The organism is Enterococcus sp. DIV1368d, assembly GCF_050542975.1.
GTDB classification, from domain to species: Bacteria; Bacillota; Bacilli; order Lactobacillales; family Enterococcaceae; genus Enterococcus_D; species Enterococcus_D casseliflavus.
Map to the genome: position 1 here is coordinate 790,079 of NZ_CP172939.1, position 13,753 is coordinate 803,831.

13 protein-coding genes are annotated in these 13,753 nt (G+C 34.3%); 8 read left to right on the forward strand and 5 right to left on the reverse strand.

Annotation, left to right across the window (positions count from 1 at the left end; translation table 11 throughout):
* Window positions 1–123: 123 nt before the first annotated feature.
* Together tcrB and IGJ44_RS03735 are read left to right on the forward strand one after the other, a co-directional pair.
* Window positions 124–2,226, forward strand: a complete 2,103-nt coding sequence (gene tcrB / locus IGJ44_RS03730) for a copper-translocating P-type ATPase TcrB (RefSeq protein WP_074536908.1) — start codon at window positions 124–126, stop codon at window positions 2,224–2,226.
* A gap of 131 nt (window positions 2,227–2,357) precedes the next feature.
* On the forward strand, window positions 2,358–2,636 hold the full coding sequence (locus IGJ44_RS03735) for an adenylate kinase family protein (protein WP_074536907.1): 279 nt from the start codon (window positions 2,358–2,360) through the stop codon (window positions 2,634–2,636).
* 1,114 nt (window positions 2,637–3,750) lie between these two features.
* Here the strand turns inward: IGJ44_RS03735 and IGJ44_RS03740 are convergent.
* Together IGJ44_RS03740 and IGJ44_RS03745 are read right to left on the reverse strand one after the other, a co-directional pair.
* Window positions 3,751–4,440 (reverse strand): class A sortase, encoded by a 690-nt coding sequence (locus IGJ44_RS03740; RefSeq protein ID WP_002337548.1) that lies wholly within the window; start codon window positions 4,438–4,440, stop codon window positions 3,751–3,753.
* A gap of 2 nt (window positions 4,441–4,442) precedes the next feature.
* On the reverse strand, window positions 4,443–5,822 hold the full coding sequence (locus IGJ44_RS03745; RefSeq protein WP_430606140.1) for a peptidoglycan DD-metalloendopeptidase family protein: 1,380 nt from the start codon (window positions 5,820–5,822) through the stop codon (window positions 4,443–4,445).
* A gap of 259 nt (window positions 5,823–6,081) precedes the next feature.
* Between IGJ44_RS03745 and IGJ44_RS03750 the strand changes: the two genes are divergently transcribed.
* The gene (locus IGJ44_RS03750; protein WP_430606141.1) at window positions 6,082–6,486 is read left to right on the forward strand and encodes a NusG domain II-containing protein; all 405 of its coding nucleotides are present in this window, start codon (window positions 6,082–6,084) and stop codon (window positions 6,484–6,486) included.
* A 201-nt stretch (window positions 6,487–6,687) separates the two neighbouring features.
* Window positions 6,688–7,971 (forward strand): hypothetical protein, encoded by a 1,284-nt coding sequence (locus IGJ44_RS03755; RefSeq protein WP_005237611.1) that lies wholly within the window; start codon window positions 6,688–6,690, stop codon window positions 7,969–7,971.
* A gap of 600 nt (window positions 7,972–8,571) precedes the next feature.
* Here IGJ44_RS03755 and IGJ44_RS03760 read toward each other — a convergent pair.
* From IGJ44_RS03760 to lgt, 3 genes are read right to left on the reverse strand one after another with little or no spacing between them, the layout of a single operon-like run.
* Window positions 8,572–8,757, reverse strand: coding sequence for a DUF2933 domain-containing protein (locus IGJ44_RS03760; RefSeq protein WP_002307645.1), 186 nt, complete (start codon window positions 8,755–8,757; stop codon window positions 8,572–8,574).
* Complete coding sequence (locus tag IGJ44_RS03765) at window positions 8,754–8,978, reverse strand: DUF2933 domain-containing protein (RefSeq protein WP_002307648.1); 225 nt, start codon at window positions 8,976–8,978, stop codon at window positions 8,754–8,756. Before IGJ44_RS03765 ends, IGJ44_RS03760 begins: the two co-directional genes overlap by 4 nt.
* Window positions 8,962–9,765, reverse strand: a complete 804-nt coding sequence (lgt, locus tag IGJ44_RS03770; RefSeq protein ID WP_002294779.1) for a prolipoprotein diacylglyceryl transferase — start codon at window positions 9,763–9,765, stop codon at window positions 8,962–8,964. The genes IGJ44_RS03765 and lgt overlap by 17 nt, the downstream gene beginning before the upstream one ends.
* A 155-nt stretch (window positions 9,766–9,920) precedes the next feature.
* Here lgt and IGJ44_RS03775 point away from each other — a divergent pair, with 155 nt between their 5' ends.
* The 4 genes from IGJ44_RS03775 to IGJ44_RS03790 are packed head-to-tail and all read left to right on the forward strand — an operon-like array spanning window position 9,921 to window position 13,570.
* Complete coding sequence (locus IGJ44_RS03775) at window positions 9,921–10,535, forward strand: TIGR01906 family membrane protein (protein WP_002337632.1); 615 nt, start codon at window positions 9,921–9,923, stop codon at window positions 10,533–10,535.
* 15 nt (window positions 10,536–10,550) lie between these two features.
* Window positions 10,551–10,916 carry a BlaI/MecI/CopY family transcriptional regulator gene (locus tag IGJ44_RS03780; RefSeq protein ID WP_005237590.1) on the forward strand — a complete coding sequence of 122 codons (366 nt, stop codon included), beginning with the start codon at window positions 10,551–10,553 and terminating at the stop codon, window positions 10,914–10,916.
* A complete protein-coding gene (locus IGJ44_RS03785; RefSeq protein ID WP_029486063.1) occupies window positions 10,900–13,344 on the forward strand; it encodes a heavy metal translocating P-type ATPase in 2,445 nt (814 codons plus the stop codon). Before IGJ44_RS03780 ends, IGJ44_RS03785 begins: the two co-directional genes overlap by 17 nt.
* Before the next feature lie 16 nt (window positions 13,345–13,360).
* Entirely contained in the window at window positions 13,361–13,570 is a 210-nt protein-coding gene (locus IGJ44_RS03790; protein WP_002325575.1) for a heavy-metal-associated domain-containing protein, read from the forward strand.
* The last annotated feature ends 183 nt before the right edge of the window (window positions 13,571–13,753 follow it).

The window sequence follows — 13,753 nt, forward strand, 5'->3', positions numbered from 1 at the left end:
TATTCATAGATAGTAGATAGAGATAAAGTATAGAACCCTTTTCATGAGAATTATATGCAGTGTTAGATGAGAAAGTTCTAAAACTTTAAAATCAGTCTCTAATATAATAAGGAGGAATTAAAAATGAGGAATAACAAAAAACATTCGTCACATAGTCATCATAATCACGGCGACATGGATCACTCAAAACACGACCATAATGAAATGGAACATAGTCAGATGGATCACAGCAAGATGAATCATAGTGCGATGGATCACAGTGAAATGGATCATGGCGCAATGGGAGGGCATGCCCACCACCATCACGGTAGCTTTAAGGAGATTTTCTTGAAGTCACTCCCATTAGGAATTGCAATCTTACTCATTACTCCTATGATGGATATTCAGTTGCCTTTCCAAATTATTTTTCCTTATGCAGACGTTGTAGCGGCTGTATTGGCAACAATTCTATACATTTATGGCGGAAAACCATTCTACATGGGTGCGAAAGATGAGTTTAATTCAAAAGCTCCAGGCATGATGTCCTTGATTACTTTGGGAATAACGGTTTCTTATGCCTATAGTGTTTACGCAGTGGCCGCTCGATATGTGACCGGAGAACATGTCATGGACTTCTTCTTTGAGTTTACAACGTTAATTTTAATCATGTTATTAGGACACTGGATTGAAATGAAGGCATTGGGTGAAGCAGGGGACGCGCAAAAAGCATTGGCTGAGTTGGTGCCGAAAGATGCTCATGTTGTTTTAGAAGACGATTCGATTGAGACTCGTCCTGTGTCTGAACTTCAGATTGGAGATGTTATCCGTGTTCAAGCAGGAGAAAATGTTCCAGCTGATGGTATCATTATTCGCGGAGAATCACGTGTAAACGAAGCGCTTGTGACTGGGGAATCGAAACCAATTGAAAAAAATCCCGGAGATGAGGTCATCGGTGGATCAACCAATGGTGGCGGAGTCCTCTATGTGGAAATAAAGCAGACGGGCGATAAGTCCTTCATTTCTCAGGTTCAGGCATTAATCAGTCAAGCTCAAGGCCAATCTTCTCGAGCAGAAAATCTTGCACAAAAAGTTGCAGGATGGCTCTTTTATATTGCGGTTATTGTAGCGCTTATTGCCCTTGTCATATGGATGGTTATAGCTGATGTACCAACGGCAGTTATTTTTACAGTCACCACATTAGTTATTGCTTGTCCGCATGCCCTGGGTCTGGCTATTCCATTGGTGACTGCTCGTAGTACCAGCTTAGGGGCCAGTCGGGGATTATTAGTGAAAGACCGGGACGCTTTGGAGTTGACTACAAAAGCAGATGTTATAGTTTTAGATAAAACGGGAACTTTAACAACTGGTGAGTTTAAAGTATTAGATGTTGAACTCTTTAATGATAAATATACGAAAGATGAAATCGTTGCCTTATTGTCAGGTATCGAAGGTGGATCTAGTCACCCTATCGCTCAGTCAATTATTAGTTACGCAGAACAGCAAGGGATACGTCCAGTAAGTTTTGATTCGATTGATGTTATTTCTGGCGCTGGTGTAGAAGGTCAAGCTAACGGACATCGTTATCAATTAATCAGTCAAAAATCATATGGACGTAATCTGGATATGGATATTCCAAAAGGAGCAACCCTCAGTGTCTTAGTAGAAAACGACCAAGCAATCGGTGCTGTAGCTTTAGGGGATGAATTAAAACCGACAAGTAAAGACTTAATACAAGCCCTTAAAAAGAACAAGATTCAGCCGATTATGGCAACGGGTGACAATGAAAAAGCGGCTCAAGGAGCTGCAGAAATTTTAGGTATTGATTATCTAGCTAATCAATCTCCTCAAGACAAATATGAATTAATTGAAAAACTTAAAGCAGAAGGAAAGAAAGTTATCATGGTCGGTGACGGGGTCAACGATGCACCTTCTCTTGCATTAGCAGACGTTGGTATAGCTGTTGGTGCCGGAACTCAAGTAGCATTGGATTCAGCCGATGTCATCTTGACACAGTCAGACCCTGGCGACATTGAATCCTTTATCGAGTTGGCTCAGAAGACCACACGTAAGATGAAAGAAAATCTTGTTTGGGGAGCAGGGTATAACTTTATCGCGATCCCAATAGCTGCAGGAATACTAGCACCAATTGGCATAACATTAACTCCAGCAGTCGGTGCCGTCTTGATGTCACTTTCGACTGTAATTGTTGCCATCAATGCTATGACATTGAAATTAGAGCCAAAATAAACAGTTATTTGGCACATGAAATAATTGAATGACCTTATCGTGTAAAAATACAATAGTTTCACAGGAAAGGAAGAGATGAAATAATTTAAAAAATCATCTCTTCCTTTTTTAGTTTATAAGGAGGAAAAATTATGAGGCTGGTCCATTTAGGGTTACCTGGTGCTGGGAAAGGCACCCAAGCTAAAAGAATCGCAGAGGAGTACCACCTGACGGCTATTTCAACTGGTGAAATGTTACGAGAAGCAACCAAGGAGAAAGATACATTCGGACTCAGAGTGCAAGAATATATGAATAAAGGAGAGCTAGTTCCAGATGAGTGGATAATCTCATTGGTTAAGAGTCGCTTACAAGCAAAAGATGTTGAAAATGGCTTTGTTCTAGATGGTTACCCACGTACCCTTCAGCAATAAGCCAGGTATTGCTTTGTTGCAAGCTTTGAATTATATGTTTTCTGGTATAATGGCTGGCTATTTTTTAAATGTTATTTGGCTGGATGCTTTTTTCTTTTACCATTCATTATTGACGAGATCCACTTTTTCATTGAAAAGAACATTCTGCTGAAGCGGTACATTGTGTGAATTTTTCTGTTGATTGTTTCGAATTTTTATATTGCATATATGGTTACTTTTTTTCAGTTCTATTCTTTTTTGCTGTGGGGTATCGAAGGCATCTTCAAATTGCGGAATTTAGTCGAATGCTGCTAAAACTTACTGTTTATGCACTATTAGCGTTATTAATGACGGCTGCACTTATTCTCCCCACATTGTTCTACTTGACGTAAGGGATTCGAAACACTGTTCAAACGATAGAATCAACTTTTTTTACTAAATTCTTAGCAAAGATTTTTAACGGAGTTTATTTTAATCGAACCTTTGTTAATACAACAAAATCAGTTTATCCGCATATATATAGTGACATACAATCACTTGTAGTGGTACCGACTTTCTTTCTCTCAAAGCAGATTACTCGTCGAGAATGTTTAATCTATGGCATGCGTTTCTTTTTAGTTTCCTATGTATCTATTTAATGGCACGGGCTCTAGACTTAGGTTTATGGGAAATGAAGAAAATACTAATCAGCTGAATTTTTTTGGTCAGTGATTCTAGGTTATTTGCTAGTAGTGTAGGAAATAAATTTTGCTTTATGGTTTTGGAATCAATTATTAATATTGCTACTTGCGGTCATTACGAGGATATTCCTTAGGAAAATCACAGTCTGAATCTTCCCTAGAAACTATAGAATGACAAGGGGGAGATGAGCAAATTCCTAATTGATTAAATAGGGTGCGTTACTAGTTAGCTCCATAGTAAGATTTTTTCAAAATTTTCTTGAGGTTGGATCAAAAAGGGCTCTTTTCAATTAGATTAAAGACACTCATAAAAAATAGGGAAACGAACTTATAATCGCGTTCGTTTCCCTATTTAATTTATTATGACCATAAAACAATTTGAATTTAGAAAGCACCTTCTTTCTTTGATAAAAAGTACTACTCGTAATCTGTCAGGACTGATAAGACTTTTTATATTAGCTAAATAAAGATTGGATATATTGATTAGCATTCTTAAATTCAACTGTATCGATCAGTGTGCCTTGTACAATCAATCTCGTTACAGCTTCCAAATCCCCGCATGTAACAAGAGTGATCATTTCTTTATTAGGAATATCATCAATGACTTCTACTTTTGATGGATCCACTTTTTCTTTCAAAGACACTTGGTAAATATAAATATTCTTTAAGTCTGTTACATATATTTTTTCTTTTAGAGAAATAAACTCTAATGGAGAAAATAATATAGTTTTATCTTTAGCACTATGGCTTGCTAAAGCATAATTTCGTTCTCCCATCTGCTGATTTGATTTCATTGTACCAGCCCCAGAAAGTAGTGAAATATTGTCTAAGCCTTTGTATATGGGTAAAGATAATTTTACATCGGGTATAGCGATACCACCTATTATAGGTAAATCACTATTTTTAAATTGTGCTTTTAATACTAACTCATTTGAAATAGATTCAACAGAATCAAAGTCAAAGTTTCCTTTCCTTTTCAGATTGTCTTCCAAATCTTTCTTTGAATAATTTGCTATGTCATATTGTTGAACTTGTTTATTCAGTAAGTAAGATCGAATTTGAAAATTAAATATTAAAACTAAGCCTATAAGAAAAATGGTAATTAAAAGTAAATTTAAAAAAATACGCTTGATTCTTTTTATCATTTTTAGATTCCTAGAAATGGAGCAGGATCTACGAATCCAGACCAATTTGAGCTAGTCGCTATTCCAAAATGTAAATGAACTCCAGTTGAATTTCCTGTAGTCCCCATGGTGCCAATGGTCTGGCCAGCACTCACTGATTGGCCCAGTGCAGCAATAAAATTACTTAGGTGAAGGTAATATGAGTAGTAGCCATCTCCGTGATCAATAATAATGTAATTACCTGCGGATCCATCAAAGGATGCCTGCACTACAGTTCCTGATCTAGATGCCATGATAGGCGTTGACGAAGTTCCACCCATATCTATACCATCGTGAAAAGATCCAGAGAATCCAGTAGGATCAGATCTTCCGCCAAATGGACTTGTGACAATAATGTTGGCTACGGGTGCGCCCCAACCAGAAGAACTAGGGCTTTGAACCTGATTATTATTGGAAGAATTATTGTTGTCTTGGTACTCATCTTGATTAACTGAGTTAGATTCTTTATCCGAAGTTTCATTTGTGATCTGTTTTTCTTCCTGCGTATCAGTATTTCCTTGATCTGTTCCTATGTCTTCGTTACCATCTATTTGTGATACTTCGTTTTTCTGATCTTTTATAATAGATGCAGATTCTTCCTCTTGAGCTTTTAAAATAGCCGCAGCTTCTGCTTCTTTTTTCTTTTCCTCTGCTAGGGCTTTAAGTTCCTCTTCCCTTCTTTTTTCTGCTTCTTGTTTTTGATTTTCAAATTTTTCTTTCTCGGATTGCTCTGTCGCCAAAGAAGCGGATATCTCATTAATTTTTATACTTTGATTCAATTTAGCTTCTATAAGATTTTTTTCTTTCTCTTCGAGAGAGCGAGTTTCCTTTTCCGCATCTATAACTTTTTTCTCAGCTTCTTTTTTTAATTCATCTAAACTTTCTTTATCATCTATCTGAGCCTGCATAATCTCATTACTAGCAGAAATAAGCTTAGTCATACCAAAGGCTGCTGTGACTGCATCTGATAATGATTCAGCGTTTACCATGACAGATATTATAGAGTCACTTTTTTGATTTACTTGTGCATTCCGAGCTTGTTCTTCGATAAGTTTATTTCTAAGGTGTATTTTTTTCTCAAGAGTAGTAATTTTTTGATTAATTTCGGTAAGTTTTTTCTCAGATGTGTTTTTTTCCTTTAGCACTTTTTGATATTCATTTTCTAGCTGAGTTATTTTGTTATCTAAATCAGTAAGATAAATTTTAGCTGATTTTTGATCTTTCACAATCGTTTCAATTTTATCATTTTTTTCTTTAATTTTTTCCTCAATAGTCTGCGCTTTAACTAATATACTATTACTAAAAAATAGCGAAAACACAATGACCGAGGTAGATATAATTATTTTTTCAAATTGATTTTTCACTTCCCTTATTTTTAATTGTGAAGAAATATTTTACAAATATTCTCCTCTCTATTTTTATGTGTATTACAGGTTCTATTAGGAACTGAAATTGGAATTACTATACAAAAAGTAATAGGATCCATATGCTACATTTCAATTTAATAGACAGATTTAAAATAACTAAAACTTATGGAGATTTTGTGGAGTAGAAACATATCTACATAAAATTCACACAACTGTAAAGTATGATATCAAAAGTTAATATAGGAGAACGAATTTAGTGGATAAAATATTGAGACATACGAAACCTTGGGACTATCTCATTATTATTGGAGTCATTATGGCATCATTTTTACCATATTTACTATTTGATACTAATAAAAATGAAAATAATAGAGAAAGTAAAGATGTAATTGCAGTTGTTAAAATAGATGGAGAAGTCGTAGACAAATTTAACTTATCACAAGTTAGTGAGTCTTTAGAAAAAACATATTATCCTCAAAAAGGGAAATACAATATTATTGAAGTAGCTCCAGGGAAAATTAGGGTAAAAGAAGATAATAGTCCTGATCAAATTGCTGTTCGTACAGGCTGGATTAGTAGACCAGGGGAAATGAGTATATGTTTACCTCATAAATTGATTGTTGAAATTTTAGGAATAGAAGAGAATCCATTAATTTATTAGTATGACTAATAAACAATACAAATCCTACATTTACATTGATTACAGAATGGAGCCGAACTAGACTTTTAATAAGAAAAGTCATAGATATCAGGCCAAAGTAACTACTATCGTTATAATTGATTATATTAGGAATGTTGCATGTAGCACGTTTTATTAGAGATGACTAGGTTATAAAAATATTAATAATTGATATTAATAGGGATGGTGGTTATCATTACAGTGGATAATACTTATTTAACAGATGTGTTTAATCAATATAAATTACGCGAAAATTTACTGTATCAAACTTGGTTTATCAAAAGTGAAAAACGTTTGAAAGCGTTTAAAAAAGTTAGGAAATACGTACAAGTACTTATCAAACATGTCAATAACGGAACGTTCCCAACAGATTTTAAAAATTCAGCCCTAGAGGACATAATGAATGTAATTGCAGAACAAACAGAAATTTTTAAAGGAGCCAAGCATGCATTTATGTGGAAACCTAAATTGAGAATTCCGGATATTTATGAAAATAGGGAAAATCAGTTAGCTTTTTCACTTTGTCTTGATCAAATTCTTAAAGCTAATCAAGAAATTAAAATGTTATTTGCTATAAATATTCTAGCAGAAAAGAAAATCAGAGGGCTTGGTCCAGCTGTCGCAAACATTTTATATTTTCTAGAACCTACCATTTTCCCTCCTTTTAACACAGCTATTGTAAATGGATATAATTATCTTACGGGCTCGAAAATTCGCTTAGGTAAATGGGAGGACTATTTTAAACTCCGTGATGGTATGATTGAACTCAACTGCTTAGGAGGACTTTTTTCGAAAGATTTGGGTGCTATCTCAGCTTTTTTATTTGATATTGGGAAACTAAATTATATTGTTCGCGAAAATGAAGAAGAGTATGTCAGAATTTCAGAAAGTAACACACAGAAATTAATAAAACAGAAGTTGGAAAAAGAGGATGGCAAAAATGTGCACCAAAAAATCCAATATATCTTAGCTACTTTAGGTAATGAGATAGGTTATCATGCTTGGATTGCCTCAAACGATCATAATAGAATTGTAGATGGGAATCGCTTAGGAGATGTGTCTATACCTCTATTACCAGAAACAATCTATCAATTACCAAATCCGTTAAGTAGGACGATTGGTTTGATTGATGTTATTTGGTTTTCAAAAAATGGGGAACCGATATGTGCTTTTGAGGTTGAAAAATCGACGTCAATAATTTCTGGGATGAATCGAATGGATGATTTGTATTCGATTCATCAAGAAAATTTGATGATGTATATTGTCTCACCAGATCAACGTGAAGAGGAGATACGAGCACAATTTAATAGACCACATTATATGCGTAATCAAAATTTGCATGATCACTTACGATACATTCTATTTACAGATTTAGAGAAACATGCTAATTTTATGAAGAAATTTGGCAAAGATTTTACAATTTTAGCCCCGATATCTCATTATCCAAGTGGTGAACTAGTTCGGTAGTTATTCTGGACAAAGAAGTTGAAATTAATACGGTTAATTGTAGTATAAATAAGCATTTGGGCAGAATTGGAAATCAATCTTCCCTTTTTTTACGAGTAGCTTCCACATTTATAATGGCGCTCATTGCTATTGAATGTCTTAGCAACGTCTAGAAGAAAATCATCATATTAATGCTGCCCATGCTTCCATTTTAGTAACTTTTCGTTGAAGAAAATTGCGGATAGAGTGAATACTATCTATTCATAACCTAGAAATGTTATCTAAAAAGGTATTTTCCTTATATTCATCGAAGATAATGGTTTTATTTGCACTTAAAAAAGAAACAATAAATCTTACTTCTAGAATCCCCTGGTGTATGGACTACCCCATACACCAGGGAATGTTATGTACTCTTGGTGGAATGCAACGAGTGGATGGAATGATGAGGATCATTTTCTTTGGTGTCAGAAATACATAAAGAAAGATTATAAACCACGCATGCCTTATTCGTTTTATAAAGAGTAAAGTTAGACTAAATATTTTGAGAGAATCAATTCTATTCTGAACCATGAATTTAGTGAATTTTAAAGGAGTGTGAAATATAAATCACACTCCTTTAACTTATTTTAACCGTGATTTCAAATCGCTTAGTTCACTACTTAAGATATCATTTTGCTCTTTTAAATTTTCAAGATCCTGTTTCAATTGTTCGTCATCTTTTTCATTATGCGATCCTGAGTGCATACCCCTCATCATAAATATCATCATTATCGGACATAATAAAAGTAATAACCACTGCATTGTCATCGCTCCTTAACTAAGTTCTTTAGAGTAGCAACTTCTTCTTTTAATTGCTCAGTTTGGATTTTTAAACTTGCTATATCATTTTCGGAACCAGTGTGTTTTGAATGATCTTCTCCATGCATATGATGATGCCCAGCATGTCCGTGCCCTTTATGCATAAACATCATTGAGATAGGGCAAATTAGTAGTAATAGTAGTGGTAAGAGATTAAGTAATGCTTCCATGTAAATCTTCCTCCTTAGATTTTTTGAGATAGATGTAAGTTAATATAGAGCCAATTAATAGGACTATGGACAGGACTTGAGCCATTCTCAAGTTTGCTGTTAGCATTAAACTGTCGGTCCGTAATCCTTCAATCCAGAATCTCCCGACGGAATATAGTGAAACATAAATTAAAAATATTTGCCCAAAGAACATTCTATTTCTAGACACCAGAAGCAAAATAATGAGTACTCCTATATTCCATAAAGACTCATATAAAAAAGTCGGATGATGGTAGGCCCCATCAATATACATTTGATCAATTATGAAAGATGGGAGTTTCAGAGATTGTAGGAACTCTATGTCTACAATTTCTCCATAGGCCTCTTGATTCATAAAATTTCCCCATCGTCCAATGATTTGTCCAATTACTATACTGGGAGCAACTACGTCAGCAACATTCCAAAAAGAAAGATTTTTCTTCTTGCAATAAATAACCCCTGTCAATACAGCACCAATTAATCCACCATGTATTGCTAGACCACCTTCCCAAATTTTTAAGATACTTAAAGGATCATCAATGTACAAAGGTAATTCAAAAAGTACATAGTATAATCTGGCCGATATAATAGAAACTGGCAATCCATATAACAACAGATCAACAATTGTATCCTCAGGCAATGCCGCACGCTTTGCTCTTCTATTAGCAACAAAATATCCGATTATGATCCCAAACACTATGAAAATGGCATACCAATAAATAGTAAATGGACCAAACGAAATAAATACTCTGTCGTAGGGTTCTCTCAAATTCTTCCCTCCTTCCTAATGAACTTGTTTTGACTATAGCAGGCTATTATGGAAATTTTATGTAGACTTTTTGACAGATACATTAGTACACATTTTCTACACAAGTTTTTTTATCATTATATTAAAAGGAGTGATCTAATATAAATATTAATTTAATGAAAAAAAGCATGCTATTTCTATTATTTTTTGTCTTTGCTTTATCCCTCGCGATTACATTGACAATCAACTTCCCTGGTTTGCTCAAAATCAATTTATTCTTTCAAAGCGATATAAATTTTCAAAACTGGAGTAGATCTCAAGTTAATCAAGATTTTAAAAATTTAATGGGCTATTTAAATAATCCTTTTCAAAAAGAATTGGTTTTTGATAATCTATACGTCTCAGATCGTGGTATAAACCATTTTAAAGATGTTAAATTTTTGTTCCAGCTTAACTATTCATTGCTTCTTTCTACGAGTAGCGTTCTTTTATACCTAAACAGGAAAAAATTAGTAACGCGTGATCAAGTCAGAGAAATCACTAGTTTAATCAAGTGGATGATAATATCAGTCTGTGTAATGGCACTTCTGTTTTTTGATAAAGCATTTGTGCTTTTTCATCAAGTATTTTTTGACAATGATGATTGGATGTTTGACTATCGTACAGATCCAATTATCAGTTTTTTACCGGAAACATTTTTCTTTTTATGCTTTTTATTAATTGTAACTATAAGTGTTTCTACTTTGACAACAATTCATCATTTGTTTAATAAAGAAGAACGTACTTTATGAATAGCCTAAGGAGGGATGGTCTTGGTCGAACGCAAAATACAGGTATCGAATTCAGAGTTAGATGTTTTAAAGTTTATCTGGAGATATGAACCGGTAATATGTGGTTTAATAACACATGGAATGCAAGAGCGTAATAGTTGGCATCCCTCCACAACAAAAACGTTAATAAGAAGGTTGTTAGATAAAAATGTGATCACGTTTAACACTTCAAAAAACCAAAGATACTACACTTCACTGATTAAGAAGCAAGAATTTTTAGAAACCGAAATACAAAGGTTACTTTCTGGAATGGATGAAGGTTGTATCTCAGAAGTAAGCTACTATTTAAACGGATTGGTTAAACGTTCTGACACGGAGGAATTCAATGATTTCAAAATATAATCTTTATGGAATGACTTGTGCAGTTTGCGCAACAACAATAGAGAAAAAAATTCATGAGTTGGATGGAGTATATTTCGCTAAAGTTAACTTAACAACTGAGGTTCTAAAATTGGAATATGATGAAGGTGTTTTGTCTAATCATACAGTTATAACAGCTATTCAAGACATTGGTTATGACGCTGAGATTCGAAAAAAAACTGAGATAAAGGTATTTGGAATAAGTGGAATGACTTGTGTGTCCTGCGCTAACAAAATTGAAAATGTAGTTAAATCAATGACTTATGTCAAATATGCCAACGTAAATTTTGAAGCAGAAAAACTCTCGGTAATATCAACTGACCCTTCAGCGGTTGCAAAAATAAGTGATGTTGTCAAAACTCTTGGATATCAGCTATATGCTCTTTCTGAAGAGGAGGAACAAGTAATTTATAAAACAAAAGAACAAGAGCAACAGAAGCTAAGGCGAAGATTTATCACGTCAATGCTATTTACAATTCCTGTTCTATATGTTGCTAGTGCAAATATACTTGAGTTACCCCTATTTGAAATAATTGATTCTACGACAAACCCTAGTTTTTTTTCGCTGACGCAATTGATATTTACCACTCCGGTTATATTGGCCAATAAAGACTATTATAAAACTGGATTTTCCGCACTCATGAAAAAACATCCGAATATGGATACATTAATTGCTTTAGGTACAAGTATTGCTTTTTTATACGGCACCTTTGCAACAATACAGATTATATTCGGAAATTATCTCTATACAAAAGAGCTCTACTTTGGAGCATCAGCAGTGATATTAACGTTAATCAGACTAGAGAAATACCTAGAGTTGGTGACGAAAGATAAGACATCTGAAGCAATACAAAAATTAATGAGGATGACTCCCAAAACAGCGAAAACTATCAGACATAATAAGGAACAGACTGTTCCTATTGAATCAGTTTTAGTAGGAGATGTGATCATAGCAAAACCAGGAGAGCGTTTGCCACTGGATGGTATTGTAATAAGTGGTAAGTCTTTAGTTGATGAATCTATGCCTACAGGTGAAAATCTTCCTGTTGAAAAGAAAGCTAATGACCGAGTAATAGGACCCAGTAAAAATAAAAATGGCGTAATAAGATATGAAACAACTCATATTGGTAAAGACACCACTTTAGCTCAAATAAGCAAACTAGTGGATGATGCACAATCTTCGAAAGCTCCAATCGAAAAACTGGCTGATATCATTTCAAGTTACTTTGTATATATCATTATTCTAGTTGCGATTGGATCTAGTCTACTTTGGGTGCTATCTGGACAAAGTATTTCGTTTTCATTCTCAGTCTTAATTTCAGTTTTAGTTATAACATGTCCTTGTGCATTCGGTTTAGCTACACGGACAGCTATTATGGTCGGTATGGGAAAAGGCGCTGAAAATGGTATTTTAATTAAAAGTGGTGAAGCTTTAGAAACAACTCATCACGTAAAAACAATATTATTCGATAAAACTGGTACGATTACAAAAGGAAAACCTGTGGTAACAGATATAATACTTGCAGAAAATATGGATAGAAACTTTCTCTTGTTTTTAGCGGCCTCTGCTGAAAAAGCATCCGAGCATCCGCTTGGGGAGGCAATTGTAAAAGAAGCCGAAATCGTGGGGATTGATCTGGTTGAACCTAGTATATTCGAATCTTTCTCTGGATTGGGCATTAATGCTATATTGAAAGGTACCGAAGTAAGTTTAGGAAATGAAGAGTTCTTTAAGCAGTTGAATATAGACATTAGTAAATTTAAGTTAATTTCAGATAATTTAGCATCTAAAGGAAAGACACCAGTGTATATTGCAAATGATCGTATCTTTCTCGGAATAATTGCGATTGAAGACACTATAAAGCCAGCAAGTGCATTAGCAATTCAAAAGTTGAATAAACTTGGCCTCAATGTGGTTATGCTCACGGGTGATAATAAACTTACTGCACAGGCAATAGCTAATCAAGTTGGGATCACCAACGTTATTAGTGAGGTATTACCTCAAGAAAAGGCCTATTATGTTAAAATGTTGCAGTCAAAAGAACATAGGGTTGCAATGGTAGGTAATGGGATAAACGATGCACTTGCCCTCGCTCAAGCGGATATAGGTTTTGTGATGGGTTCTGGTACTGATATAGCGATGGAATCTGCGGATATAATATTGATGAACGACGATCTGCAATTGCTAATGTCCACGATCGATTTAAGCAAAAAAACAATTTGGAATATAAAGTCAAATTTGTACTGGGCATTTGCTTATAACATGTTAAGTGTTCCAATAGCGATGGGTGTTTTGAACATTTTTTGGGGGCCTTTATTAAGCCCGTTAATTGCAGGCGTTGCTATGAGTTTTAGCTCAATAACAGTACTTTTAAATTCACTTCGCTTAAAAAACTTCAAAGTCAAATAGGAAAGGTGATTGTCTTATGACTGAACATTTACAGACCTTATTTATTAGTGGAATGGCTTGTCTAGGATGCGCCGGAGAAATTAAGTATGCATTAGAAAAGAATCCCTCAATTTCTGTTAGGAAAGTAAATCTCGAAGAAGGTTTAGTAACTATTGCAACAAAGACAGATTTATCAATTAGCGTTATTAATCAATTGTTGAAAAATACGAATTATAAGGCATTATAAGTTTGGTGAATCATCACATTAAATATGTGAATTCTTATGGTAAGAAAGTTCCTCTATATTCTACTTTTTTCAAATTGAGATATATAGAAAAACCAGTTTTTTAAATTTATTCACTGCTTTTTGTGCATAAGTATATGTTGAATCCAATGGACGGATTTCTGAGAGGCATTTCATGTTTTTTTG